Source organism: Kurthia sp. 11kri321 (assembly GCF_001534765.1).
Taxonomy (GTDB): Bacteria; Bacillota; Bacilli; order Bacillales_A; family Planococcaceae; genus Kurthia; species Kurthia gibsonii.
Map to the genome: position 1 here is coordinate 147,574 of NZ_CP013217.1, position 26,217 is coordinate 173,790.

The 26,217-nt window shown below is 35.7% G+C and carries 35 protein-coding genes and 1 riboswitch; of the genes, 28 read left to right on the forward strand and 7 right to left on the reverse strand.

All coding sequences use genetic code 11. The features are described from left to right. The first annotated feature begins 24 nt into the window (after positions 1 to 24). The 12 genes from ASO14_RS00795 to ASO14_RS00845 all read left to right on the forward strand — a co-directional run bounded on the left by ASO14_RS00795 (position 25) and on the right by ASO14_RS00845 (position 10,204). Positions 25 to 309, forward strand: coding sequence for a hypothetical protein (locus ASO14_RS00795; RefSeq protein ID WP_068450322.1), 285 nt, complete (start codon positions 25 to 27; stop codon positions 307 to 309). Next, complete coding sequence (locus ASO14_RS00800; protein ID WP_068457177.1) at positions 309 to 965, forward strand: O-methyltransferase; 657 nt, start codon at positions 309 to 311, stop codon at positions 963 to 965. The genes ASO14_RS00795 and ASO14_RS00800 overlap by 1 nt, the downstream gene beginning before the upstream one ends. An 86-nt stretch (positions 966 to 1,051) precedes the next feature. Further along, positions 1,052 to 1,267 (forward strand): tRNA-specific adenosine deaminase, encoded by a 216-nt coding sequence (locus ASO14_RS00805; protein ID WP_068450324.1) that lies wholly within the window; start codon positions 1,052 to 1,054, stop codon positions 1,265 to 1,267. A 239-nt stretch (positions 1,268 to 1,506) separates the two neighbouring features. Then, on the forward strand, positions 1,507 to 1,950 hold the full coding sequence (locus ASO14_RS00810) for a GNAT family N-acetyltransferase (RefSeq protein WP_068450326.1): 444 nt from the start codon (positions 1,507 to 1,509) through the stop codon (positions 1,948 to 1,950). Between the two features lie 167 nt (positions 1,951 to 2,117). Next, a riboswitch (cobalamin riboswitch) is annotated at positions 2,118 to 2,302 on the forward strand. A gap of 180 nt (positions 2,303 to 2,482) precedes the next feature. Beyond that, positions 2,483 to 2,650 (forward strand): hypothetical protein, encoded by a 168-nt coding sequence (locus tag ASO14_RS14915; protein ID WP_156422319.1) that lies wholly within the window; start codon positions 2,483 to 2,485, stop codon positions 2,648 to 2,650. Positions 2,651 to 3,395: 745 nt separating this feature from the next. Next, the gene (locus tag ASO14_RS00815; RefSeq protein WP_068450328.1) at positions 3,396 to 4,079 is read left to right on the forward strand and encodes a hypothetical protein; all 684 of its coding nucleotides are present in this window, start codon (positions 3,396 to 3,398) and stop codon (positions 4,077 to 4,079) included. Between the two features lie 370 nt (positions 4,080 to 4,449). Next, positions 4,450 to 4,887 carry a transposase gene (locus ASO14_RS00820; protein WP_068450330.1) on the forward strand — a complete coding sequence of 146 codons (438 nt, stop codon included), beginning with the start codon at positions 4,450 to 4,452 and terminating at the stop codon, positions 4,885 to 4,887. A gap of 218 nt (positions 4,888 to 5,105) precedes the next feature. After that, positions 5,106 to 6,446, forward strand: coding sequence for a branched-chain amino acid transport system II carrier protein (gene brnQ / locus ASO14_RS00825; RefSeq protein WP_068450332.1), 1,341 nt, complete (start codon positions 5,106 to 5,108; stop codon positions 6,444 to 6,446). A 150-nt stretch (positions 6,447 to 6,596) separates the two neighbouring features. Then, positions 6,597 to 7,787 carry a hypothetical protein gene (locus tag ASO14_RS00830; RefSeq protein ID WP_068450334.1) on the forward strand — a complete coding sequence of 397 codons (1,191 nt, stop codon included), beginning with the start codon at positions 6,597 to 6,599 and terminating at the stop codon, positions 7,785 to 7,787. Beyond that, a complete protein-coding gene (locus ASO14_RS00835) occupies positions 7,780 to 8,427 on the forward strand; it encodes a P-loop NTPase family protein (RefSeq protein WP_068450336.1) in 648 nt (215 codons plus the stop codon). Before ASO14_RS00830 ends, ASO14_RS00835 begins: the two co-directional genes overlap by 8 nt. A 46-nt stretch (positions 8,428 to 8,473) precedes the next feature. Further along, positions 8,474 to 9,115, forward strand: a complete 642-nt coding sequence (locus ASO14_RS00840) for a hypothetical protein (RefSeq protein WP_068450338.1) — start codon at positions 8,474 to 8,476, stop codon at positions 9,113 to 9,115. A 135-nt stretch (positions 9,116 to 9,250) separates the two neighbouring features. Next, positions 9,251 to 10,204 (forward strand): aldolase catalytic domain-containing protein, encoded by a 954-nt coding sequence (locus ASO14_RS00845; RefSeq protein ID WP_068450340.1) that lies wholly within the window; start codon positions 9,251 to 9,253, stop codon positions 10,202 to 10,204. 20 nt (positions 10,205 to 10,224) lie between these two features. On the opposite strand, the gene ASO14_RS00850 is transcribed toward ASO14_RS00845, so the two are convergent. Then, positions 10,225 to 11,106 (reverse strand): LysR family transcriptional regulator, encoded by an 882-nt coding sequence (locus ASO14_RS00850; protein WP_068450342.1) that lies wholly within the window; start codon positions 11,104 to 11,106, stop codon positions 10,225 to 10,227. Between the two features lie 112 nt (positions 11,107 to 11,218). Between ASO14_RS00850 and ASO14_RS00855 the strand changes: the two genes are divergently transcribed. Beyond that, positions 11,219 to 12,127 carry a DMT family transporter gene (locus ASO14_RS00855; protein ID WP_068450344.1) on the forward strand — a complete coding sequence of 303 codons (909 nt, stop codon included), beginning with the start codon at positions 11,219 to 11,221 and terminating at the stop codon, positions 12,125 to 12,127. 37 nt (positions 12,128 to 12,164) lie between these two features. On the opposite strand, the gene ASO14_RS00860 is transcribed toward ASO14_RS00855, so the two are convergent. Both ASO14_RS00860 and ASO14_RS00865 read right to left on the reverse strand, forming a co-directional pair. Next, the gene (locus ASO14_RS00860) at positions 12,165 to 12,512 is read right to left on the reverse strand and encodes a YxeA family protein (protein WP_068450346.1); all 348 of its coding nucleotides are present in this window, start codon (positions 12,510 to 12,512) and stop codon (positions 12,165 to 12,167) included. 96 nt (positions 12,513 to 12,608) lie between these two features. Continuing rightward, positions 12,609 to 12,887: a hypothetical protein gene (locus tag ASO14_RS00865; RefSeq protein ID WP_068450348.1), complete on the reverse strand. Its 279-nt coding sequence runs from the start codon at positions 12,885 to 12,887 to the stop codon at positions 12,609 to 12,611. A 101-nt stretch (positions 12,888 to 12,988) separates the two neighbouring features. Here ASO14_RS00865 and ASO14_RS00870 point away from each other — a divergent pair, with 101 nt between their 5' ends. Further along, positions 12,989 to 13,732: an alpha/beta hydrolase gene (locus ASO14_RS00870; RefSeq protein ID WP_068450350.1), complete on the forward strand. Its 744-nt coding sequence runs from the start codon at positions 12,989 to 12,991 to the stop codon at positions 13,730 to 13,732. Between the two features lie 73 nt (positions 13,733 to 13,805). Then, positions 13,806 to 14,294 (forward strand): GNAT family N-acetyltransferase, encoded by a 489-nt coding sequence (locus tag ASO14_RS00875; RefSeq protein ID WP_068450351.1) that lies wholly within the window; start codon positions 13,806 to 13,808, stop codon positions 14,292 to 14,294. 51 nt (positions 14,295 to 14,345) lie between these two features. Here the strand turns inward: ASO14_RS00875 and ASO14_RS00880 are convergent, their stop codons facing one another. Both ASO14_RS00880 and ASO14_RS00885 read right to left on the reverse strand, forming a co-directional pair. Further along, the gene (locus tag ASO14_RS00880) at positions 14,346 to 16,094 is read right to left on the reverse strand and encodes an ABC transporter ATP-binding protein (RefSeq protein WP_068450353.1); all 1,749 of its coding nucleotides are present in this window, start codon (positions 16,092 to 16,094) and stop codon (positions 14,346 to 14,348) included. A gap of 114 nt (positions 16,095 to 16,208) precedes the next feature. After that, positions 16,209 to 17,099, reverse strand: a complete 891-nt coding sequence (locus ASO14_RS00885; RefSeq protein WP_068450354.1) for a 3-hydroxyacyl-CoA dehydrogenase — start codon at positions 17,097 to 17,099, stop codon at positions 16,209 to 16,211. Positions 17,100 to 17,242: 143 nt separating this feature from the next. Here ASO14_RS00885 and ASO14_RS00890 point away from each other — a divergent pair, with 143 nt between their 5' ends. From ASO14_RS00890 to ASO14_RS00935, 10 genes are all read left to right on the forward strand, one after another. Next, complete coding sequence (locus tag ASO14_RS00890) at positions 17,243 to 17,578, forward strand: nuclear transport factor 2 family protein (RefSeq protein WP_068450356.1); 336 nt, start codon at positions 17,243 to 17,245, stop codon at positions 17,576 to 17,578. 222 nt (positions 17,579 to 17,800) lie between these two features. After that, complete coding sequence (locus tag ASO14_RS00895; protein WP_068450358.1) at positions 17,801 to 18,001, forward strand: cold-shock protein; 201 nt, start codon at positions 17,801 to 17,803, stop codon at positions 17,999 to 18,001. Between the two features lie 137 nt (positions 18,002 to 18,138). Further along, the gene (locus ASO14_RS00900; RefSeq protein WP_068450361.1) at positions 18,139 to 18,762 is read left to right on the forward strand and encodes a LysE family translocator; all 624 of its coding nucleotides are present in this window, start codon (positions 18,139 to 18,141) and stop codon (positions 18,760 to 18,762) included. A gap of 251 nt (positions 18,763 to 19,013) precedes the next feature. After that, positions 19,014 to 19,562, forward strand: coding sequence for a histidine phosphatase family protein (locus ASO14_RS00905; protein ID WP_068450363.1), 549 nt, complete (start codon positions 19,014 to 19,016; stop codon positions 19,560 to 19,562). Between the two features lie 305 nt (positions 19,563 to 19,867). Beyond that, on the forward strand, positions 19,868 to 20,383 hold the full coding sequence (locus ASO14_RS00910) for a GNAT family N-acetyltransferase (protein WP_068450365.1): 516 nt from the start codon (positions 19,868 to 19,870) through the stop codon (positions 20,381 to 20,383). Between the two features lie 120 nt (positions 20,384 to 20,503). Further along, positions 20,504 to 21,130: a class I SAM-dependent methyltransferase gene (locus tag ASO14_RS00915; protein ID WP_068450367.1), complete on the forward strand. Its 627-nt coding sequence runs from the start codon at positions 20,504 to 20,506 to the stop codon at positions 21,128 to 21,130. Positions 21,131 to 21,133: 3 nt separating this feature from the next. Further along, on the forward strand, positions 21,134 to 21,442 hold the full coding sequence (locus ASO14_RS00920; RefSeq protein WP_156422320.1) for a hypothetical protein: 309 nt from the start codon (positions 21,134 to 21,136) through the stop codon (positions 21,440 to 21,442). A gap of 292 nt (positions 21,443 to 21,734) precedes the next feature. Further along, complete coding sequence (locus tag ASO14_RS00925; protein ID WP_068450370.1) at positions 21,735 to 22,406, forward strand: leucine-rich repeat domain-containing protein; 672 nt, start codon at positions 21,735 to 21,737, stop codon at positions 22,404 to 22,406. Positions 22,407 to 22,497: 91 nt separating this feature from the next. Continuing rightward, positions 22,498 to 22,839 (forward strand): hypothetical protein, encoded by a 342-nt coding sequence (locus tag ASO14_RS00930; protein WP_068450373.1) that lies wholly within the window; start codon positions 22,498 to 22,500, stop codon positions 22,837 to 22,839. Beyond that, positions 22,832 to 23,329, forward strand: a complete 498-nt coding sequence (locus ASO14_RS00935) for a DNA-deoxyinosine glycosylase (RefSeq protein WP_068450375.1) — start codon at positions 22,832 to 22,834, stop codon at positions 23,327 to 23,329. The genes ASO14_RS00930 and ASO14_RS00935 overlap by 8 nt, the downstream gene beginning before the upstream one ends. 42 nt (positions 23,330 to 23,371) lie before the next feature. On the opposite strand, the gene ASO14_RS00940 is transcribed toward ASO14_RS00935, so the two are convergent. Continuing rightward, positions 23,372 to 23,986, reverse strand: a complete 615-nt coding sequence (locus ASO14_RS00940; protein WP_068450378.1) for a trimeric intracellular cation channel family protein — start codon at positions 23,984 to 23,986, stop codon at positions 23,372 to 23,374. A gap of 97 nt (positions 23,987 to 24,083) precedes the next feature. Continuing rightward, positions 24,084 to 24,893, reverse strand: coding sequence for a lipid II flippase Amj family protein (locus ASO14_RS00945; protein ID WP_068450380.1), 810 nt, complete (start codon positions 24,891 to 24,893; stop codon positions 24,084 to 24,086). Between the two features lie 79 nt (positions 24,894 to 24,972). Here ASO14_RS00945 and ASO14_RS14920 point away from each other — a divergent pair, with 79 nt between their 5' ends. The 3 genes from ASO14_RS14920 to ASO14_RS00955 are packed head-to-tail and all read left to right on the forward strand — an operon-like array spanning position 24,973 to position 25,972. Continuing rightward, on the forward strand, positions 24,973 to 25,191 hold the full coding sequence (locus tag ASO14_RS14920) for a hypothetical protein (RefSeq protein ID WP_156422321.1): 219 nt from the start codon (positions 24,973 to 24,975) through the stop codon (positions 25,189 to 25,191). Beyond that, on the forward strand, positions 25,148 to 25,438 hold the full coding sequence (locus ASO14_RS00950) for a GNAT family N-acetyltransferase (protein WP_068450382.1): 291 nt from the start codon (positions 25,148 to 25,150) through the stop codon (positions 25,436 to 25,438). Before ASO14_RS14920 ends, ASO14_RS00950 begins: the two co-directional genes overlap by 44 nt. Before the next feature lie 51 nt (positions 25,439 to 25,489). After that, on the forward strand, positions 25,490 to 25,972 hold the full coding sequence (locus ASO14_RS00955) for a hypothetical protein (protein ID WP_068450385.1): 483 nt from the start codon (positions 25,490 to 25,492) through the stop codon (positions 25,970 to 25,972). Positions 25,973 to 26,217 lie beyond the last annotated feature (245 nt).

Genomic DNA, 26,217 nt, shown 5'->3' on the forward strand with positions numbered 1-26,217 from the left:
ATTTTAGAAAGGGGTTATTCAAAGATGAAAATGCGAGAATATCGTCGGGGAGAAAAACCAAATGATCGAGATCATCATGGTGGAGAAGAACAACGTACGCAAACATTTCGTCGTAAACGCGCACTTGGCTTTTTGGAGATGCTCTATGTGAAACAAGAAACATTAAAAGATCAACTACAGCGGGAAGAATTTGCGAGTAGTCGTCCAGTGATTGAGGGCGAATTGAAAGCGGTTGAAATGATTATTGAGGAGTTTAAAAATGTTTTTCAAGTGGAACGCTCTGAAATAGAGGAGGGGGAAAACGAATGATGGAACAAGTAAATAAATACGCAGATAGGTACTTTGGAAATGAAGATGAGCATTTACAACATATTTTAAAAACAATTGAAGAGCATGGTATGAAAAATATCTCGGTTTCAAATGCGACAGGAAAATGGCTGACGCTTCTTGCGACATTAAAGCAATCTAAAAAAGCATTAGAAATAGGTGCTCTAGGTGGCTATAGTGGGCTCTGTATTGCGCGAGGTTTAGCAGAAGGTGGCACACTTCTATCATTAGAATTAGAGCCAGAATATGCGAAACTAGCGAAAGAAAACCTCATGCGCGCAGGATATGGTGAAGTTGTAGACTATCGTATTGGAGATGCGTTAACATCTTTGAAGCAGTTAAAAGAAGACCAAGAAACATTCGATTTCTTCCTTATTGATGCGGATAAAGAGCGTTATAAACATTATTTAGATGCTTGCGTAGACATTGCAGAAGATGGTGCAGTTATTGTTATGGATAACGTGTTGGTGCTAGGTGGCGTAGCAGACGAAACGGTTAAAGATTCTTTACCTGAACATTTACAAGAACGTACACGTATTATGCGTGAATATAATGAATATGTAGCACAGCACCCACATCTATTTTCAGTACTACTACCAATCGGTGATGGGTTAATTTGTTCTATCGTTAAAAAGTGATTCGAAGTAAACATCTAGCGATTGTCTAAATAAATATTTTTTTCATATAATATGAGAGCAAAATAGGCAAATTCGGAGGTACACAGATGACAAAAGAACAGTGGATGCAAAAAACAATTGAACTAGCATATGAGAATACAGTGAATGGTGGAAAGCCTTTCGGTGCCATCATTGTCAAAGATGATGATATTGTAGCAGTTGGTGTGAATGAAGTGTTAGAAACACATGACCCAACAGCACACGTTGAACGCCAAGCAGAAACGAATGATGCGTTTGCATTATGGATTGAAAAACAACAATAAGTTTAAAAACAGAAAGAATCGTGCATATACGGTTCTTTTTTTGACAAAGGAGGTTTTTGTATGACAGCGTCCATTATTTTTGTCGCCTTTACAGCAGGTCTCGTTTTAGCAGTACGTTCAATCTTAAAAGCAACACGAAAGTCTACGAATTAAGAAGTTGAAAGGGAATCGCATATTGCGGTTCTTTTTTATTTTAAAAAAGCTGCATTTTGGTACAATAAGGAAAAGGGGTGGATGATGTGGAAATTCAATATGCAACGAAAGCGGATCTAGAAAAGGTTGTGCCATTATTTCAAGGATACTTACAGTTTTATGGTCGCCAATTTGAAGAACAAGAAGTGGTGACTTTTATTAAAAAGCGTTTAACAAACGAGGATGCCATCATTTTATATGCAGAACATGAAGGAAAAGCAATTGGATTTACGCAACTCTATCCAAGTTTTTCATCACTTGCATTAAAACGCGCATATATTTTAAACGATTTATTCGTTGAGGAGTCTCACCGAAAGTTAGGTGCGGCGAGGGCCTTGATGGAGGAAGCATTTGTATTTTGTGAACAAATGGGTGCAGCGTACATCACGCTTGAGACACATCCAGATAATGTAGCTGCTCAAAAACTATATGAAGATATCGGTATGCAACGAGATGATGAATATTGGCATTATACGAAAGAATTTAAATAGAACGTGAAAACAGGCTGGGACATAAGGGCAAAAAACACATCCTATATGAGCATAAGAAAAACTGGAATCGCGCTGTAGCACGGTTCCGGTTTTTCGTTGCGAACGCTAAAAAAGGAAAATGACATGTTTTGTCCCACCCTGTTTTCTTTTCTTGTATAATAAAATCAAACGGAATAATAGAAGTTGGTACAAGTGTATGGCACTTGTTTAAAAGGGAAGAACGGTGAAAGTCCGTCGCTGTCCCGCAACTGTAAGTAGGAGTGCTTTTCGATAAACCACTGTCTTATGAGATGGGAAGGTGAAAAGTACGTTGAATACGAGCCAGGAGACCTGCCAATCTTCGAGTACAACCAAAAACCTACGCGGATAGGAGGTGTTTGAGTATGCGAACACAATATGGATCACATACTCACAGTACGACGAAAAACCGATGGAGATGTCTAAATCATTCCACTGTTTTTTTGTGCTGTACTACGAACGATACGTAATTCTGCCACTATGAATAAATGATTCAATAGAGGAGGAATTACGTATGGAAACTTATGTAGAACAATTTAAACAACAAGTCATGATGAAGCTTGCAGGACATGATACACAATCTTTACAAGAAACAGCTGAACAACTCGCTTCACAATCTACGACAGATGCTACAATGATTTGGCAAGCATATGAACAAGTGAAAAATGAGTTAGTTGGTTAATTAATCAAATATCAATTTACATTCGTTATACCGTATGATTTCAAAAAATCATACGGTATTTTCTTTGATACGGTGCTAAATCTCCAAAACTATTGATATAACAATTTTTATTAAACTTTTAATAGGTCTTATACTCTCACTCTCTATATAAGGGCTTTTCTCCACGCAAGGGATGGGTAGTATTTTTTGATAAAGACATTCAAAAAATCTCCACCCTCAAGCCCTTGCATTCCGAAATTTTGACGGTTATTTGGACTTCGCCAAGGCGACTTTCAAACACATTTAACCTTCTAGGTCAACTTGGACTTTTCAGCGTAACCGTCAAAAACGCTTCTCAGCTATTCCAGATATAATCCTTAAACGTAAATAAAGATACTCTGTGGGATTTCCGCCCCACACGACGAGCCAATTACTCCTTTCAAACTTGAAGAACGTTAAAAACCCTCTAGATGCTCTTTTTTGTTAATTTAATCTATTTTCCCCTTTTTTAATAAAAAAATGATTTATTTTGAATTTTAATGGTATGATTAGGTTTTAAACTTTTTTAATGAAAGAAGTGTTTCGATTTCTTGTTTTGTAAATATGATTTTACTCATGACGTCGCCTTCTTCCTATAGCTTGAATGTAAAGTATATAAAAAAATACCTGTGATTAAAACACTCTTTTTATCGAGTGTCCTAACTACAGGTACCATACTACAGTATCTTCTTTTTATCCTAAATCTTGAAATTAAGGAGTAAAACATATGAAATTAGAAATTAAATCGTATATTACAATCCCCCCTGAAAAAGAAGAGTTAAATAAAAATCAAGAGTACCCAGGCTACATAGAAATGACCCATTTAGAAGGTTTAGATGTATTTAATTATGAGTTTGGACGATCTGGAGGATATCCTGGAGGTAAAGTAGTTTTTTGTGTAGATGGAAAACCCTTGCCTTTTAATACAGAAGTATTTGAATTATATAGGTTTTGGTATAATTTGGTTTTAACTTTATTACCAAAAGATAAATCTATTGAAAAACTCGATCATCTAATATTTTATGCAGACGATTATGTTATGGATAATTTTAAAATTAGAATTTTTTATCATAAAAAAACAGTTGAATTTCATTATAAAAAACAAGTATTTGCTACTTTTTCATTAGATGAGTATAAAAAAGCTGTTTTACAAGGGTTTTTAGATTTCATGTGGCATACGAATTTAGAATTTGAAACAATTACACATGATTCTTTAGGTGATGAAATTGATTATATCGATTTACGAGAAGATTTAGATTCAATAAGTGAGTTATATGGTTGTCGTTATATTTTCTTACAATTTATGAAAGAAATTTATAAACAAAAAAGTTATGACTTAGGCAAATTAATAAATCTTAATTTTGATACAAGTTATTATTATTCAAAGTTAGAATACGATTTAGAGGATTAAAATTATAATTATAAGGATACTTTATTGAATAAAGTAAGACTTAGAAAGTTGATAGAAAAAAGCCTGGTACAGAACAAAATAATATGTCTCAAATACGAATAATCAAATCAATTGAACGCGTAGAAAACGACTCCTGCGGGAATAGCGTGAGCTGAAAACCTCACAGGAACGCAGTGACGAGGAGTTTGAAGCCATGCCCGAACGCTACGTGATGTAGTGGGGCAAGATTTGCAACAGGACGTTGCGTTCTTTTCTTGCCTACCGCTATTCGTTTTTCGAAGCGGAAATTGATCTGAATGAACAAATCTCGTATGATTGAACTGCACCTCAATTATTAGACACATCTACTAATTGGAGGTGCAGTTTTTATATGGCAAAATATTCATCAGAAGAAAAAATACAAGCCGCTTTAAGGTATATAAACGGTACGGAAAGTTTATATACAATAGAGAGATCGATTGGTACAGATGATAAATCGATTCTTAATTGGGTGAGACAGTATGAGTATCATGGTGTTAATCAAGTTAGTGAAAATAGTGGATATAGCGATGGCATTTATTTAGTTGGTCCTTTTAGGTTGTATAAAAAGTTTGACACAGGGGAGCAGTTTGAAAAATTTGTTAATTTTTTTGATGATCATGATTTAGAAGAAATTACGATGAAAGAAGTAAGTGATTGGGTGAAAAAATGCTTTGATAAAGCCATGGTTACATTGCCTTTACCTATTTATTTTAGATTGACAGATGAAGAAGATTCACTTAATTTAGTGATCGGCGAATGGGAAAATCAAATGGAAATAGAGTTATAAGCTTAATGCATATTCGTTTATCTTAATTTAAATAAATGATAGAGCGACACTTTTTCATACTCAAAAATACAAAATAGTCTAAAAATTATACAAAATTATCTATTTTTCGTTTATTCTTTCTCTTTATTCTCTGTTCATCTTGTATTGTCTGTAGTAAATTGTTAATATACTCTAATTACAATATTAAATAGACGATTTAAGTCATAAGGAGGAAAAATATGCAAACAAAAGTACCATTTTCAACATACGCCATCATCGGTACGATGTTATTCGGTATGTTCTTCGGAGCAGGGAACTTAATTTTCCCAATCGAACTTGGACAGATGGCTGGTACGCAATTCTGGTGGGCTTTAATTGGTTTCCTAGTTACAGCAATCGGTTTGCCGTTCATGGGAATTCTAGCAATTGGTTTATCAGGAAGTGATGGTTTACGAGACTTAGGGAATCGAGTGCATCCACTATTCGGTCTTGTATTCTCAGTTGTACTATATTTAACGATTGGACCATTCTTTGCGATTCCGCGTACAGCGACTGTATCGTTCACAGTAGGGTTAGAACCATTCTTAAATCCAGATCAAGTATCATTATTTTTAGGAATTTTTAGTTTTGTATTCTTTTTAGTTGTATATTACTTCTCACTAAATCCAGCGAAAGTAATGGATTATATCGGTAAATATTTAACACCTGCATTCTTAGTGTTCTTATTCATCTTAATTATTGTCAGTGTCGTTAATCCGATGGGGAGTTTTGAAAAGCCAGTAGGTGACTATGTGAATCAAGCCTTTATGACAGGTTTTAAAGGCGGATACAATACGATGGATGCATTAGCATCACTTGCGTTTGGTATCGTCGTAATTAATGCGATTAAGAGTCGTGGTATTACAAGTACGAAAGATATTGCGATGGCAACTTGGAAATCAGGAATTTTCGCAATGGCTTTAATGATGATTATTTATGGCTTTATCACATACATGGGCGGTACAAGTGTTGGCGCTGTTGGAACATTTGAAAATGGCGGCTTAATTTTTGCGGCTGTTGCGAAACACTTCTTCGGTTCATTCGGTGGGATTTTACTAGCGATTATCATTATCTTAGCTTGTTTAAAAACAAGTATTGGCTTAATTACATCATGTAGTGAATTCTTCCATGAAGTTATTCCAGCCATCAGCTATAAGTGGTTTGTATTCATTTTAACGTTTGTATCATTCTTAATTGCGAACTTTGGTTTAAGTAATATCATTACATATGCTGTTCCGGTATTAATGTTCTTATATCCATTAGCGATTGTTTTAATTCTATTAACGATGTTCTCGCCGCTATTCAAAGCACGTCAAAGTGTATATGCGATGTCGATGTTCCTAACATTCTTCGTGAGTGTGATTGATGGTTACAAAGCATTGGTTGAAAGTGTACCTGGTGCGAAATTACAAGTGTTAGAATCAATTGAGACATTCTACTCGCATTACTTACCGTTATATGATATCGGTTTAGGGTGGGCTGCTCCTGCTGTGGTAGGTGCTATCATCGGACTCATTTATGCGGTAATTGTAAAAAAATAATGGCATGAAGACAAGGTGTGTTTAATCAGACATACCTTGTTTTTTTATAATAAGTTTTTAAAACTTATTGCTTTTCATTGCGCCGATTGGCTGCCTATGTATAGAATTGTTATAAGTGTTTATTTAACAAAGATAAAGGTGGACAAATAAGTGAGAGCTTTATACATTTTGCATAAACGTAATCGTAAATGGAATTTAATCCTTATGGCAGCCGCACTGCTATGTTTTTCAATTGTCTATTTTACGATTTTGCATACAGCATATAAAAGTGAACCTGCAAAAGGTGGAACCACATTTGTAGGGCAAAACAATTACAATCTTACACTCATTGGAGAAGAACCAACAATTGAGCAATTGGAACGCTTCAATCAAGCATTACAAAATAATAAGCAACTAACCGTTTATACAGCTTCACCGATTCCTGTATTCATCCAGAAATTTTCCGGTGATGAAGCATTTACACCTGAAAATGCAAAAGCAGATGGACAGTATATACCTGTTTATGGACTTCAAGTGAATGCAGCTGCACAAAAGTTAAATAAGTTAGAGATGGATGCAGGGACATTTTTTAAACAAGAAGATTTTAAGGATTATGATGACAAAGAAGTTATGCCCGTTGTGTTAGGAAGTGACTATTATCAGTTGTATGATATTGGTGATTCACTTCGCATGCGTATTCATGGTCAAGATATTCAAGCGAAAATCATCGGCTTTTTAAAGAGTGAACAAACGATTGTGACAACAGCATTACCTCAAATGTCAGCAGGGCATCAAGTGTTAGTTCCGTCACAGCAATATCGTCAAACACCAAGCGAAGACAATGTATTCGCAAAAGAATCATTGATCGCATCTGCAAATACAATGCTCGTAACGAATGCATCTAAGATTGGTATTCGCGATATCATGCTTGAAGTATCACAGCAATCAGATTTCTGGTCATTTACAATTGGTGGCGCAGGTGGAATAACAGTTAATATCTATAATAAGATTTTAAAAGCAAACCCTGTACTCGTTTATGGATTATTTTTGATTGCTTTAGTGGGTATGTTTATAGCTGTACAGCGTATTCAAAAGCGTAGAAATGAAGGGACGAAGCAGTTGTTCCGTATTCTGATGACGAGTGGTATGGCAGAACGTGAAATTCGAAAGTATATTCGAATTGAAGTGGGGATTTTACTAGGGATTGCACTCATTCTTCCAGCCATACCGTTTATGGTGATTTCACAATTCGCCATTATTCCACTCGTGTTATATCTCGTTCTAGGTGCCATGATTGGTGGCGGTATTTTATGGCGTGTATTACGGAAAACAACGATAGAAATGGAGCAAGAGCATGTCTAAAATTCAATTAAAATATGCAGCGGTAGAACCGTATTTTCAAAAAGTGAATTTAGTCGTTGAAAAGGGAGCTTCACTAGCGATTACAGGCGCTTATCGAAATGAATTACTACAGACAATTGGTTGTTTCCGCCTCTTGACGAACGGGACATATCGCTTAGAGTACCACCAAAATGAAACAAAAGATGTGGGCGACTTAGCTGTGTTGAGACAAACGAAGATGGGCTATCTACCTGCGCAAGACGAATTTTTAAAAGATGAAACCGTACTTGAGAATATTCAGCTACCGTTCTTTTTTCAAACAGGTACTAATAAGTTGCCAGGAGCGAGAAAGCAGCGTTTAGATCAGCTAAGCAAGCTTATTGGTATTCATGAATTACTAGGGAAGAAAGCAGTACATCTAGATGCTTTTCAAATTAAATGTATGGCGCTTATTCGCGCATGCTTACATGCACCGTCTATTTTGTTAATAGAAGAACCTGAAAAAGCATTAACAGAAGCGCAGCTAGAAAAATTCATACAGTGTCTGCGTTCTGTAAAAGCAGAAGGTGTCACGCTCATTATTAGTTCTGAAAATCCTACGGTATGTGCGAGTTGTCAGGATGTATTTGAATTAACAGGGGAACAAATTCTATCAAATTAGAATGAAACATTTAATAAAGGGTACTAATAGTTTAGAGGTGATCCAAATGCCAGAAAAGCTATTAAGAAAAGCAGTTTTAAACCAGATTGCTTGGTGGAAAGCTGTTTGCGCAACACATGATATTACAACAGCCTGTATGGATAACGTATGGATTGCGGATCAATATGTACCGAGTTATTATCCAGAGATGATTACAGAGACGAGAGAAGCGACTGTGGAAAAAATTCTAGACCGCGTATCGACGATTATGGATAGTTATGCAACCTTACAAATTCCAGGATTCACGAAACTCTTTAAAGCACAGTGGATGACGTCATCTTCTGTTGTACCATATTGTAGTGAGTGGAAGTGGGTTCGAAATGAAGAAGCATTTCAAAATTGGCTTGTGGCGGCTAATTTAGAAGGTATGTTACAGCCATCAATTATTGATGATCCTCATGTTTTAGTATTTCATAAAGAAGGATATGGCGGTTTTTCAGCTTATCAAAGCCATGGGATTATCGGGATTTTTAATGTATTTGGCGTAGACCATGTATTTCAAGATATTCCTGCTGTCTTGGCTAACTTTTTTCCGAAACAACCCATTGTGGGGTATGAAGCAGATGAACGATTGGCTGCTGCTATGCGTGGTGGTTGGTCAGCGATCGGGCCTTTAACGATTTGGACAAGGGAAGTAGCTGTTCTATAAATTTGTATTTGATTTATAGAACAGCTTTATTTTATATAAAAATAAAAAATTATCATTTTTGAGAAATTTAATATTCTAAAAATTCAGATATGTGTTATAATCAACTTTATTTCGTAGATAGGACAGGTGATGACAATGAACTCAAATCAAGTGAAAATTTTAGACTGTACAATTCGTGACGGTGGTCTCGTAAACAATTGGGATTTTAGTGTAGACTTCGTGCGTGATACATACGAAGCATTAAATAATGCAGGTGTCGATTATATGGAGATTGGTTATAAAAACTCACCTAAGTTATTAGATGCAGATGGTTGTGGCCCTTGGCGTTTCTGTGATGATGATTTCATTCGTGAGGTAATCCCAGAAAAGAAAAATACGAAGCTATCAGCAATCGTTGATATCGGTCGCGTAGATCCAAGCGAATGTGCACCACGCTCTGAAAGTCCATTCGATATGATTCGTGTCGCTTGTTACTTAAAAGACATTGATAAAGGACTTGATTTAATTAATCAATTCCATAACCTAGGTTATGAAACATCATTAAATATTATGGCTGTATCGAATTCAATTAATTCACATTTAGTTGAAGCACTAGAGAAAATTGAACATAGTGTTGTCGATGTACTATATGTTGTCGACTCATTCGGGAGCCTTTTCCCGAAAGACATTGCTTACTTAGTGAAGCTTTTCAAAGAGCATGCACCGTCAAAACGTTTAGGAATTCATACGCATAATAACTTACAGATGGCTTTTGCTAATACATTAGAAGGCATTGAGCTAGGTGTTGAATTTTTAGATACATCGGTTTACGGTATGGGACGCGGCGCAGGGAACTGTCAAACAGAATTAGTAGTGGGTCACTTAACCGCTTCACGTTATGATATGAAACCACTTTTAAAATTAATTGATGATCGTTTTGTACCGCTTAGTAAGGAAGTAGAGTGGGGATATAATACAGCCTACGCTTTGACTGGATTATTCAATGAACATCCACGCAGTGCGATTGCGATGCGTAAAACACCTGAAAAAGATCAATTCTACCCGTTTTTCAATAAACTAACGAGCGTAGAAACACATAGTGATATTTAAATAAAAACAGGAAATGCGCTTTATATGCGTGTTTCCTGTTTTTTTGAGAAGTGTTCCGTAATAAAGTCGATGAAATAGCGACTTGCGATTGGGAGCACTTTTTTATTTTTATAAGCGAGACTAATTGTACGGACAACAGGTGGCGAGATGCGTTTCGTCAAAATATGATAAGGGCAGCGGCTTAATACGAGTTTCGGTAACATGGAAATACCGAGTTGTTGTTCGACCATCGCCATGATTGTGTAGTCGTCATACACTTTAAATTGTGTGTTCGGTGTAAGATTTGCCTTCTCAAAATAGTGTTGTGGTTCACTAAAATCTCCTTCGTCAATTTGAATAAAAGGGTCTTTTGTTAAGTCATGAATATGTACTTCATCATGGTCAGCAAGTTCATGTCCGTAAGGTAGCACAGCTAAGACCTCATCCTGTGCTAATGGAATAGTCGTTAAATTCGATACAGCAGCAGGATTCACAAAACCAAAATCGACGGTCCCTTCATAGATCCATTTTGAAATACTTGTATATTCACCTTGTTGTAACTCGAAGTGAACACCTGGATACAGTTGTTTAAAGTCATGTAATAGGGTTGGAATCCAATTCGTCGAAACACTTGAAAATGTACCGATCCGTATGAGACCACGTTCCAAACCTTGCATTTCTTGATGTTTTTCTTTTAATTCACTATGTGCATGACAAATATTTTTAATAAAAGGTAGCATTTCCTCACCATCTGGTGTGAGAGAAATTCCTTTGCGAGAACGAATGATCAGCGTTGTATCGAGTTCTTTTTCAAGATTATTCACCATCTGACTAATTGCTGATTGTGTGTAACCAAGCGCTTCAGCAGCTTTTGTAAAACTACCGAGCTCAACAATTTTAACGAAGGACTCATAAATATTCATTTCATCATCTCCTATACATTAGTAAAACTAATATTACTATTATAAATATTCGTTTTATTAATGTAAACAACGGTGATAATCTAAGAAAAAGAAAAAATAAGGAAGTGATGGAATGACACAGAAACAAGCAAACTTATTATTAATTACAGTTTCGATGGCGTGGGGAACGTCTTATTTATTTATGAAAGTAGCTGCAGATGATGGAATGCCTTCTTTTACAATCGTCGCAATGCGTAGTATTATCGCATTCATCTTCATGTGGTTATTATTCGCGAAGAAGATGGTTCGCGTATCGTGGCAAACGATCAAGTACAGTGCGATTGTTGGTGCATTATTATACGGTGTATTTTTAGGATTATTATTAGGAACGAAATATACAGATGCTTCGACAGCAGGATTTTTAACGAGTACAACGGTTGTACTTGTACCAATCTTGCAAATCTTTTTAACGAAGCGACTACCAGCGAAGCAAATTATGATCGGTGTTGTGGTGGTCATGATGGGACTAGCATTTTTAACATTAAAAGATGGCTTCTCTATTCAGCTTGGTGCTATTTATTGTTTAATTGGTGCGTTGTGTTATGCCATTCATATTCTTGTGACGAATCAGTTTGCGCGTAAGGTCGATGTACTGCAATTAGGAATTTATCAATTAGGCTTTTGTTCGTTATATGCCATTATTATTGCGTTCACATTTGAAACACCTGCTCTACCGACAACATCAGGTTCTTGGATTTCGATTTTAGGTTTAGCGTTCATCTGTTCAGCATATGGTTTTGTTATGCAGCCCATTGCACAGAAATATACAACACCTGAAAACACAGGTTTCTTCTTCTCACTTGAACCAATCTTCTCGGCTTTCTTTGCCTTCTTATTCTTACAAGAAGTAATGGGCATGACGGGTTATATTGGTGCAGTATTTATCATGCTCGGTGTAACAATTGCCAACTATCAAAAGAAAGTGAAAGAACCGCGAGTCGCATATCGAAAAATCACGCTAAAAGAAAAAATAGTCAAATAAAAAATATTCTAGCGTCCATGTGACGTTAGAATATTTTTTAATGGAGTGAATTCCGCATTGTTGATGGAATACTTTCTGCGGTAGTTTCTTGTATGAGTTTGATATAATTGCCTTTTACGTAGAGTTTCACATATGTACCTTCTGGAAGTGGACGTTCTGTTTGGAATGCAAGGAATTGTTTTTTACCTGCTGTATTTACAGCGTAGGTTTCATATACGTAATGACCACTGACGCGCTGTTGTTCTTCTGCTGTATGTGCTACTGCATAGAAGTGTTCAGATGGAATGAAGGGCATGAATCGGTCACCTGTGAGTAAGTATGTAATTCCGAACATCATTGATACAGCAAAAGAGAAAATACCTAACTGCTTCAAAATGGTTTTCATATTAAGCCTCCTTTTTCTTTCTATATTTATTATTATAAAAAGAAAAAAAGGAAAACAAAAAGGTCTCAGACTGTAACTTTGTCTAAGACCAGAGACTTAGATTGCTTGAAGCTCCACGCAAATGCTTTGGATGGCTTGCTGCTCATCTAATGTATAAAGTATATCGTATTGTGCTGAGAGTTCTAAAAAAGATTGTTCAAGTTCGTCGTAAGATACAGATTGCGAGCAGACTGTACCTTTAATAATTTGAGCAGCTCTTTCGGCTTCGATTTCAGAACAAAAAGCTTGTGCTTCTTCAATATCTGCTACAAATCCAGATTGTGCATAGTAGCCTGCGGTTGTAGAAATGACGAAATAATGCAACGCGTCTTCCACAAAATCACCTTCTTTTCTAAAAAACTGACGTATTCTAGTCTATTAAAAAAACAGAAGATATGCAAATTATTTTTAATATTTAAACCTAACAGGAGGGACTTATGAAATATAAAGCACCGGAATCATTTTATTTTCAAGGCGGTAGTAAAGCGATTTTACTACTTCATTCATTTACGGGATCGACGATTGATATGCGACAACTTGGGAAGTTTTTAAATAGAGAAGGATATACGGTTCATGCACCGATGTATACGGGGCATGGCCAAAAGGCAGATACATTACTACAGTATGGTCCATCTACTTGGTGGGAGGATGTTCAATCAGCGTATGAGTTTCTAGAAGATGAGGGATATGAGGAGATTGTTGTGATGGGGCTATCTTTAGGAGCTGTACTCACATTAAAAGTAGCACATGAATTAAACCCACTTGCAATTGTTACAATGTCACTACCGATGACGCGTGATGAAGTGACCTTGCGAAAAAGAGTGGTCTATTATGCAAAACAACATCAACAATATGAAGAAGGTACAGATGAAGAAAAAGAAGCGGCACGACAAGCTTTAAAAGCACATCCGATGGAGATTATACCAGCCTTTATTGAGATGATTGAACAACAAATGCAATATATAGCGCAAATCGAAGTACCCATCTATTTAGCATATGGTGGACAAGATGATGCGTTATATGAAGAGACAGCTAATTATGTAGCCGAGCAGATCGGTTCAACACAAAAAGTTGTAAAATGTTATGAACAAGCAGGACATTTAATGACATATGGAAAAGATGCTAAAACAATGTATGAAGACTTTTTACACTTTTTACAACAACTTCACTGGAAGAAATAAATCATAGTTCTTGCATTTTTATAGAATTTTTATGTATAATAATGAATAAAAATTCGTTAAAGGATGTGTAGAGATGATTATTGTGCATACAGAAAATGAGGAATTAATCGTAGAGCTCATGCATGAAGCATTTAAAGAGTATATGAATCCGCCATCAAGCGCCATCATGGAAACAGAGCGTGATGTTAAAAAAGCGTTAGCTCGTGGTCAAAAAGCAATTGTTGGATTGAATAATGAAGGTCCTGTGGCGATGGCACGCTATGAGATAAAAGAAGGTACACTCACTTTTTCTCGTGTGAGTGTTTTACCAACTCAACGTGGAAAAGGATATGCGAAAAAGCTAGTTGCCCATTTAGAAAATATCGCAAAACAACAATCTGTACAATGGATTGCTTGCGACGTTCGCGCGAATGAATCACGTAATGTTCATCTCTATGAATCTTATGGTATGCACATTGAATCTACATTTGAAACGACGAATTTATTAGGACACCAAATGCCTGTTGTTCATATGAAGAAAAAAGTTCAAGCACAGGTTGAAAGCTATGCAGTACAATCTTAAATATTAAAAGAAGAATCGCCCCTTCACGTGAGGAACGATTCTTCTTTTTGATTAGGCTTGTAAACCTTTTAGTTGTTGGTCAGAGAATTCTTTATAGAGTGCATGTGTTGCATAAAGTTCTTGATGTGTACCAATCCCTGTAATCTCACCTTGTTCTAGGAAGACAATTTGATCGGAATGAATAACGGTTGAGAGGCGATGAGCGATCACAATTGTTGTACGCCCCTTCATGAGCTCCTCTAACGCACGTTGTACAACTTGTTCGGATTTACTATCTAAACTCGATGTTGCTTCATCTAACATTAGAATTTGCGGGTTACGCAAGAACGCACGTGCAATGGCGATACGTTGGCGCTGTCCACCAGACAACTTCATGCCACGTTCACCTACTTCGGTTAAAATGCCACCTTCTAAGTTTTCAATAAACTGATCGGCATAGGCCATTTTAATAACGCGATTGATTTCTTCGTCTGATACTTCTCGTTCTAATCCATATATGATATTGTCGCGAATGGTCCCTGCGATAATCGGACTTTCTTGTGACACATAGCCAATCTGCTTACGCCAAGATAGTAGAGAGAAGTTTTGAATATCTTGATTACCAAGAAGAATCGCTCCCTCTTGTGGTTGGTAAAAACGTTCAATAAGAGAGAAGAAGGTCGTTTTACCACTACCACTCGGACCGACAATTGCGGTTACTTGATTCGGCGGAATCGTAAAGTTTAGGTTTTTTAATACAGGTTCTTTATCTGGATAGTTATAAGATAAACGCTCAATCTGAATCGCTTCATCAACTTTTTGAACTTCTTCATAACCATCTTTTTCATCTTCAACTTCTAAAATTTCAATAATACGTTCGGTTGCACCTGAAGCTTTTTGGAATTGCGTAAAGAACTCTGCAATTTGTGCCATTGGCATAATGATTTGGAAGAGGTACATGATGAAAGCTACTAATGCACCTGCTGATAGCGCCCCAGAAGATACACGCATAGCACCATAACCGAGTAATACAACTAATAAAATCATCATAACTAAGTTAATAATCGGTCCAATAAAAGCATATACTTTTGCTTCTTTTAAACCGTAATTGAATAAGTTACGAATACCTGTTGCTCCGTTATTGTATTCAATTTTCTCAGAGTTTGAAGATTTCACAAGACGAATCTCAGAGAGTACCTGTGTTAAAAGTGCTGTGAATTTACTTGTTTCAAGCTGCGTATTCTTTGAGATTTTGTACATTTTACGACCAAGCGGAATTAGAATGGCGGCAGCTAACGGAATGGCGATAAACATCGCAGTTGTCATGCGCCAATCTAAAATGAACAGGACAATCATTGCACCAATAATCGAGATGATACCTGATAAGAAGTTGGCAAGATGTTCTGAGATAAGTGTTTTAACGACGGTCGTATCATTCGTCATGCGACTTACTGTTTCACCAGAAGGATTTTCGTCAAAATAATTAATGGGTAGAACCAATAACTTCTTCCATAGACGGTCACGCATGCCAGCGACAACACTTTGTCCAATACGGTTTAAAATATAGATGGAGAACCCACCTGATAATGCTTGTACAAGAATTGCAACGACTAATAAGGCGATGGTTGTCTTATTCAAATCGTCAATCGTAAAGTCATTTACGAGGTTCTTCGTGAATAGCGGAACCATCAACGATACAGCAGTTGTGGAGAGTGTTAATATAAGCGCAATCACGATTAGAAGTTTTGGCGGATTGGTACTTTTAACGAGTTGAACGAACTTTTTAAAATTTTTCTTTGAGATTTTTTCTTTTTCAGCCATTTATTTAACCCTTTCTACATATATGAATACTCTAAGTATGCGTAATCAAATGAAATTATACAAATTAAAAAGGAGAAATCTCGTCATAGCGAAATTTCTCCTTTGTTGAGCGAATTATTTTAAGAAGTTTGGATCGGCGTAAGCAGGGTTTGGGTATTTATAGAACCCTTCGCCTGTCGCAACACCCATCTTTCCTTTATCAATAAAGTCATGTTTTAAAATGTCAGCAATTTTTCCAGCAATCGGATTTTTATCTGCACTTGCAGATACGATGTTGTAAGCGGTTTGCAAGCCAACTACATCTAAAATAGCAAATGGCCCTCTTGGTGAACCAGTCGCAATCATCCACGTTTTATCAATGGTCTGTGGTTCAGCAATACCGTTTGCGTACAATGCCTGTGCAGCATTAAGTAATGGTATAAGTAATGAATTTAAAATATAGCCATGCTGTTCTTTTAAAATATGCAGTGGAACCATGCCAATCGCACGAGCAAAATCAATTACTTCTGTTACGTATTTTGAATCTGTTCCATCATGTTCCATGATTTCAGCCGTATTATTTTTCCAAATTTCGTTTGCGAAGTGCAGTGCTAGGAATTTTTCAGGTCGTCCTGTTGCATCGCGGAATTGACTTGGAATCATTGTAGAAGAGTTCGTTGCAAAGATGGTTTTTTCAGGTGCTACTTTTGCTAATTGTTCATAAAAACTTGTTTTAATATCAATTCGTTCTGGAACAGCTTCAATAACTAAATCAGCATCTTTTACAGCCTCACCTAAATCTGTATAGAAAGAAAGTCGAGCGAGGGCATCGTCTACCTCTGAAGGATGTCTTGCAACTTCGTGTTTATATGTCTCAGCAAGCTTTTGAGCGCGTTCCTGTGCGGCTTTAATCGCACCTTCATTAATATCATAAACACTTACGTTAAAGCCTTTAAAAGCAGTTTGGAAAGCAATTTGACTTCCTAAAACACCACTACCAGCAACCGTAATATTTTTAAAATTCATTTAAAACGCTCCTTTAAAGTGATTTTTCATCCCTAATCTACATTCCCTGTTACTGTATAAATTAATCAAATACAAATGACAATTTTAATTCATAGATAAAGGGGTATAAGTAAAGTGTATTGTGAAGTATAGGGGAGATGCTTATGATGCAAATATATGACTTAGAGATGAGATTGCAAGATTATGTGTATGATGAGTTTGATCAAATGATGGATGAAGACTTTATAGAATTTGGCACAATCGGTACACAATACACAAAACAAGATCAGCTAAATGCCATCGGTAAGGAATCACCACCAACAGAACGTTTTTTCCGTGTAGAAGATTATGAAGAACGTTTTGTAGATGAAAGTGTCATTCTAGTAACATATAAAACAACAAATATTTTAACAAAACAGCAAGCTTTAAGAAGTTCGATTTGGCGTAAAAAAGAGAAAGATTGGAAATTATTTTTCCATCAAGGAACCTTGATTAAGTAAAGATTTTTGTATAAAAAAGCAGAAAATTTTTAATGATTGGATAGTCTTTTTTAGACAAATCGGACAAAATAGGTTATACTGTTATTAATAATGAAATTGGCTCAGCGTATACAATACATTCACCTGTTTGGAAGACTGTATAATGCGGTCACTCTAGCAGGTGTATTTTTATTCTCGGTTGAACAATCTATTATTGAATTCATTAATAGGAGGTCATTCATAATGACACAAGGTACAGTTAAATGGTTTAATGCAGAAAAAGGTTTCGGTTTCATCGAAGTTGAAGGTGGAAACGACGTATTCGTACACTTCTCAGCTATCCAAGGCGACGGTTTCAAAACTTTAGACGAAGGTCAAAAAGTTGAATTCGAAGTTGAAGAAGGTAACCGCGGACCACAAGCTACTAACGTAACTAAACTTTAATTTTTAAAGTTTGTCCGTAAAAAGCAACTCTCTTAGGAGAGTTGCTTTTTTTATATTTTGTAAGTATAAATATTCTTATTTATGTATTGATATTCATGATTATTCTCCTTATAATCAAGTAAGGAGTTGGTAAAGTTATGGAAACATATATTTCTTATTTAATTGTTGGATTTACAATTGCTTTACCTGTCGGAGCCATGACTGTTGAAATGACAAAACAAGGTTTGAAAAATGGTTTTATTCATGGATGGGCAGTTGGACTTGGCGGCATGACAATTGATGCCGCATTAATTATTGCACTGTATTTTGGATTAGCTTCATTTTTAGCACTTCCATTTGTTCAATTACCACTATGGATTGTTGGCGCCGCTTTTTTATTTTATTTAGCGTATGATTCGATTAAAAATGCAGATCAAGGAATTAGTTTAGCAGGAGAAAAACCGAATCAGTCTTTTTGGCGTACATATAAAAACGGAATTTTAGTAGCTGTATCGCCAGGAAACTTAGTCTTTTGGGTATCTGTATTTGGTGCAGTGCTCGCAAAGTCATATAGTGTCCATGAATTCGGTTTTGCAGGGCTCGGAATTTTAACAGGTATTCTTTTACATGATGTCGGTCTATTAGCGATTGTATCGATTTCAAGACGGGCAATGAGTCGCAAAGTGATTCGAAACGTCTCTATTGTTGCAGGTATTCTTCTAATTGGTTTCGCATTGTATTTCCTTTATGAATTCATATTAGGTATTCGTAATCTACTTTAATCGCATTTTCTAATGATTTTTACTATACTATAGAAAATGAATGAAGGAAGTTTTCTATGCAGTTATGGGTTAATAAATTAAAGTGTATGTGGAAAAGCATTGTTTTATATAGTTTAGGATTTTTACTACCGCTGTATATTATATGGTGGCTTTTTATACGCTAAGATGTGTGTCCGAATGAAAGGTTATAACTATTCATTCGGGCACACTTTTTGTATAATGAGACAATCAATTAGAAAGAAGGAGATTCTATGGAAAAAATCTACCTAGTACGTCATTGTAAAGCGGATGGTCAACAGCCTAAAGCACAATTAACAGAAGAAGGACGTCAACAAGCACAAGACTTAATTCCATTTTTTGAAGAGTATCCCATCGATTTAATTATGGCGAGTACATATGACCGAGCAGTTCAGACAGCTGAACCAATTGCTGCATCACGTGATTTACCTATTCATGAAGAAAAGCGTTTAACAGAGCGTGTATTTAGCACATTAAAAGTGGATGATTGGCTGACATGGATGCAAAGAGGCTTTGTAGAGATGGATTTAGAATTTGAGGGTGGCGAATCAGGTCGTGCAGCACAAGCGCGCATTGTAGAAGTGATGAACGAGTTAATTGAACGACCTGAAGAAGCAGCAGTCGTTGTCAGTCATGGTAATTTAATCTCGATGTTCTTACAAACAATTAATGATCAGTTTAGCTTTGAAGATTGGCAGAAGATGACGAATCCAGATGTCTTCTTAATTACACGAGATGAAGCAACAAAAGAATTCCAATATGAGCGTATTTTTACAAAGTAAATCCAATCAAGCAATAGTGAATAATTCTAAAATAGTAGCTTTAGAAGAAAATGCTTTAAATCGAGGATAAAGGGTTACATCCTATACAAAGTTATATCTAGTTTTTATTGCATATGTTTAGTAAAATAGATATTGGAAACAAAAAGGTAAGCCACTTTTCTCCAAAAAAATCGCTTACACTTTTTGAATCTAAATGAGCTATAACGAGTTACCCGACTCGTTATAGCTCATTTTTCATTTTGGGTCATAATGGCTTGTAATTGCTAAAATGTGGTATAATATCAAAAAATAAAGGAGGGTCTTTTGTGCGTATTCGCGTGTTAACGAAAGAAGATACACAGATCTATCGAGAATTACGATTACAAGCACTTGAACACTCTCCAACCGCGTTTGCCGCATCTTATGAAGAAGAAGTAACATATGAACCTCATTATTTTGAAAATTTTCTAAATAATCAAAACCATATTGTGTTTGGCGCATTTGAGAAAGAACAACTTGTAGGAATGGTCACGTTAAAGACAAATACAAGGCTGAAATTGCGTCATATCGCTTCTTTAAAAGGAATTTATGTGCATCAAGATTATCAAGGAGAGGGCATTAGTAAGCCAATTATTGCCGCAGCGATTATGCGTGCAAAAGAATTACGTTGTGAGCAAATTCATCTCAAAGTTAATGTGAAAAATCAAATTGCAAAAGGTGTGTATACATCTTTTGGTTTTGAAATTATCGGTATGGAAAAAGATATTTTAAAGATGCCAAATCATCAATATATTGATGAGTACCATATGGCATTGTATTTTGATGAATGGGATGAAGCTTAAATAAAAAAAGAAAAAATGAAGGAGTGTTGGACATGATTAAATCAATGAAAACAATTACAGCAAATAAGGAGGGTTTACACATGTAAATTCTCCGGAATAATCTGGAGGAGTTCTACATTGATGTTGGATAATAAAGGTTTTGATTTATGGGCTTCAAGCTATGATCAAACAGTTAAATTAAGTGATGAACAAGAGGCATATCCTTTTGCGGGGTATGAACCAATGATGGAAGCTTTATACGAAAAAGTTTGTACAAAGGATGTACAAAACATTGTCGATTTAGGCGTTGGAACAGGTAAACTAACGAAACGTTTATATGATGCAGGACATCATATTACAGGTATTGATTTTTCGGAAGAGATGTTGAACATTGCACGCGATAAAATGCCAAAAGCGACTTTTATCGAAGGCGATTTACACAATACATCGAAGTTGATTACGAATCAAAAATTCGATGTTATTATCAGTACCTATGCGATGCATCACTTAACAGATGACGACAAAGTTAGGCTGTTGCGTGAATTATTGACACATCTAAATGAAGGTGGTGTCGTCTATATTGGCGACATTAGCTTTGAAACACACTTTTTACAGAGTAAATGTCGTAAACAGCATATTGATGAGTGGGATGATAGCGAATATTATTTTATCGTGACAAAGCTTTTACCTATCATTTCGACATTTGCCAAGGTACAATTTAAGAAATATGCTCATTGTTGTGGGCTATGGACAATTCAACCGAGGTAAGGAATGAAGAATATGAAGGCGATGGACTTTGTGCCAACAACCGTTATTGGAACGGCACTTATTTTATTAGCTATTTATTTATGGCGCACTAAAAATTTGCAAATGCTTATTGGTATGCAAGTAACTCAAATAAAAAAATCACTATTACAAGTTGCAACGAATAGTGCCTATTTTTTATTAGGTATCGGTATTTTAACGGTATTGTTACCAATATCAGAACAAACAAGCGGACTTTTATTAGCACTACATTTAATCATTATTTTAATTAGTGTGTTAAGTTTAGTTATCTATATTCAAAAACAAAAAAAGTAATCTTAAAATCTCGAGTACATTAGTGTATTCGAGGTTTTTTTATAACATAATTTGGGTAAATCATATTATTAGTATAATAATAAAAATATTGATTTCTAACAAATACATAGTGGAAAGACAGATTCAATAACGTTTTGTTTATATTTTTAATAGAGATGTTATGCTTACATTTCAATAATATCCATTTTTTTATATAATTAAAGACCTTTTATACTATATAATGAAATAAGTGTGACGATATAACTAGCATACTAAGATTGTATAAAAATAAAGGATAGGAGGTTTTAAATAGATGTTTTCTAATGCAGAAGGTCAAATGACATGTGTCGATTTATCTGAACAACAATTAACTTGTTTTCCAAATGAATTATTTTTACAAACTGAATTGGAAGAATTGAATCTATCCCATAATCAAATTGAAGAGATGCCAGCAGAGGTAGGGTTATTACAAAATTTATCAGGAGCATTACACGTTGAATATAATCAAATGAAAGAATTGCCAAGTACGATTGGGAATTTACATAAACTAAAATCTTTAAATATTTCACACAACCAATTTGTTCAAATCCCTGAAGAGATTGGTATGCTTATTCAATTAACACATTTATCAATCGACCATAATCAAATTATGACAATTCCACGTTCATTTTATACACTTGTTCATCTAAAAGAATTTTATGCAGGATATAATCAAATTGCTGAGATACAGGATTTTACGCCAAGTTTTTCAAGCTTAGAAGTACTCGATTTACAAGCGAATCAATTAAAAAGATTCCCTGGTAAGATGTTTAAATGTCAGGCTTTGAAAGTATTAAATATGCGAGGCAATCAAGTAACAGAGGTTCCATCTGAGCTATTACAACTAACGAATTTACAAGAACTTGACTTACGTGATAATCCAATTGAAGATGTTCCACCTTGGCTGGATATATTAGTTGAAAGGGGCTGTAATGTTCAAATTTAATCAAGTGTTTTACATATAAAAAATTTGCGTCGATATGCTACAATTGGTAAGAGAAGTCAATTTGATTAAAAGAAAGGTAGTTGGGTAACATATGGATTCAACTAATACACAATTATTAATTGATGCGGCTAAAAGTATCATCGACAATGCAGTAGCGCTTCAAAAAGGTGAGCCAACAGGTAAAAAAGGTATGGAAAACTATTCACATTTTAGTGCGAGTGTACATTCATTCCAAGTGTATACATTTATGGATCCGGAATTTGAATCATTCCAACCATTAAAAGATTTCCAACAAGCTGTTGCAAAATTTGATGAACATTATTCAAAATTACGTTATGAAATTAATGTGAAGGCGGATCAAAAAGCATCAAAACCGGATTTAGAAGCTCTTCAAGAACAATTTGAAAAGCTAAAACAAGCTTTTAATGGCTAAAATTAATAATGTACTAGCACCTGTTATTGACGAACAGACGAAAGTATTAATTGTCGGTTCGATGCCAGGGAAAATTTCTCTTGAGAAGCAGCAGTATTACGGAAATGAGCGAAATCATTTTTGGGGAATTATGTCGCATATTTTACAGCAAGATGTACCATCTACATATGATAAAAAGATTGCATGGTTATTAGACAATCAGATTGGATTATGGGATGCGATTGCTTCTTGTGAGCGTATAGGAAGTCTAGATTCAGCTATTAAACAAGAAGTGCCAAATGATTTTGAACAGTTGCTTGTTCGTTATCCGAATGTTGAACGTATTGTTTTTAATGGCGGGAAAGCAGAACGTGTTTTTTTGAAGTATTTTAAACATACTTTTTCAGAGCAAGTTTCATACATGCTTATGCCTTCAACAAGTCCCGTTCCAGGTAAAAACGTCAAATCTTTTGAAGAAAAAGTGATTTGTTGGCAGCAAATTATACAATAAAAGCTAGGTTGTTCGATGAATCATCGAAAACAACCTAGCTTTTTATTTTACAATCGTTGGTTTTAACGATTTAAATGGTAATGTCCATTTATAAATATATGAAATGATTCTTAAAATCGTGATGACGACAAATAATGTGTAGAGCGCCCAATCAGCTTTTACCCACTCAAGTCCAATAATTAAACCAGCGATTCCAGCCCAGACGGCATATACTTCTTGTTTTAAAACAAGTGGTTTACGCCCTGCTAGTAAATCACGAATAATCCCACCGCCAGAACCTGTTAAAATACCTGCTACGATAGCCGCTGCTACAGGTAGATTTAGGTGGACGGCATATAAGGCACCTTGAATAGCAAATGCAGATAGACCAACCGCATCAAAATAATTCCCCCATCGATTCCAATGCGCGATACTTTTATGGGGAAATAAAAAGACGAGTGTTATAGATACAAGCGCAATTTGGAATAATGAAGTTTGTTCCCAAAGTGCAGAAACAGGAATATCAAGTAATGCGTTACGGATTGCACCACCACCAAAAGCTGTGACGATTCCTAGTAAGTAAACGCCGAAAATATCATATTCTTCTTCCATAGCGATAATTGCACCAGATATTGCAAAAGCAATCGTTCCGACGACACTAAAAATCTCCCAAGTCAATGGCTGACACCCCTTTCAAATGACCATTCGTATTTTATCAGATTTATTGAAAAATACAACTAAATTTACGTTTGAAATAGACAATATATGTCCTTTCCTAGAGGAGTGTTGTGAACCAAGCGATATATTTTGCCCCAGGAATAAATAATAATTGAGCTACTAGAGTACCGATTAATCTTGATGTAATCATAAAAATGCTTGCTGTTTTCAGTTGATTATAACGACCTTTTCCTCGGATTACACTGTCCGCCATGACAGAAATCTTTGGGTCAATAAAAATAATTAAAAGGATTGTTGCTACACCATTAATCAGTCCAGATGCCATTGTAGCAGTTGCACTATGACTGGGCATTAAGAGCGCCGCATATAAAGCAGATAAGACACCAATCGTATAGATGGCTGTAATAAAAATATTAATAAAGAATAGGCGATACGGTGCATCCTTCCATTCAATCTCTTGCCAGTCTTTTCGTTTGGGTAAGCGAATATAGTTTAAACTGCGGCGAAAGTAACCTTCTGTAAATCCTTTTTTAAATAGTGCACCAACTGAACCATTAACCTCTGTTAAATGGATGATTGCTCGTGAGAATACCGCGATAAATGTTGGAAGTAGAAGAATACCTACAAGTGTGCCAACTGTTGAAGCGCCGATAATGAAGCGAAATTGTGTCTCTAAAAAAGAACCGTCATCTTGAGGTGCTTCATCGAGTAAGTTTCCTGTGAATGGTTGTTGCGCCATATTTGCCATACGTGACACCATCACAAGAATATTAAATAATGAGAGTGCCGAGGCAAGTAAGCCAACTCGCGCGCCAGATAAGCGAACTGCATAAGCGAGTGTTTCAATTGAGTGAATCATCAAAATGAAAATCGCGATGAAGATTAATTGAGTTGTGATGATTTCCATAAATGTAGTACCTCTTTTTATAGTTTAAAATTTACGAACAAGCGTTCTTTCTGTAAAATGAAGAAAAGGGGATGAATGTATGTATTTTAAAAAATTTACGGTTGAAGATGAGCCACGTATTCAAAACTATTTACTAACAGAAGATCAACTGCTTTACACTGCCTCACCACGTGAAGTTATAAAAATAGAAGACTGCGAGAGGCACTCTATTTTGGCGATGGATGAGGATTTATTTGTAACATTTTTTGTTTTGCATGAGGGGAAAGGCCCTCTCGATTTTTTTAGGTATCGAACATGATATTTTATTACGTTCTTTTTCAACAGATGTTCGTTATGAAGGACATGGCTATGCGACAAAAATTCTTGAAAAAATTCCAAGCTATGTGCAAAAGAATTTTACACATATTAAACGTATTATTTTAACACTGGATGAAGGAAATGAACGTGCGCGTACTTTGTATATAAAACAAGGCTATACCGATACTGAACTTCGCATGGTAGGTCGCACATTAAATTTGCATATTTTACAGTATTCATTCGTATAGAACGCTATTTTTTGATAATCTTACTATATCACTTACTATGGGAGATTCTACATGAAAAAGAAATATTATTTTATCTTACTCTTTATTATTTTGGTTACAGCTTCTCTATACATTTTGACTGGAAAAGGCGGTATGGATCCGAAAGTTGTTGTAGATGCATATAAACAAGAATGGGGCGTGACGATTCCACCACCAACTGCGGAATCACCCATTCTAGCGCATGAATTAGCCCAAGCAGGAAGTGGGCAATGGGTTACATTATATGAATACGATAAAATACCCTCTATGACGAATACAGAGATGGAAGAAGTTACGACAGAGAACCAAGCTTATTATCAAAAGCTATTAAATAAGTTTAAAGAGGATGCAATTGATACAGGTTTGAAAAGTGATATGAAAAAATCTTTACAGGATCATGAACCAACAATTGAAGTAGGAGATTATGCATATTATCGTGCGAAAAACGATGGTAAGGACTATTTCTTAGCAATCCAAGAGAAAAAACAACTCTATACGTACACATGGCATGAATAAGCCCTGTAACGGACCAGTATAATGTTTGCATTATGCTGGTTTTTTATTGTGAGCGAAAGGGGATATTGGGTCGGCGGAACGGGACATTCGCTCGGAGAAATGGGACATTGGAGTGTGGAATGGGACATTGGTTTGTAGAAAGAGACATTCGCTCAACAAAACGAGACATTGGTTCGGCGGAACGGGACATTGGGTTGTGGAATCGAATCATTCGCCTCTCATTCTAAAAATTATGACGAAACTTC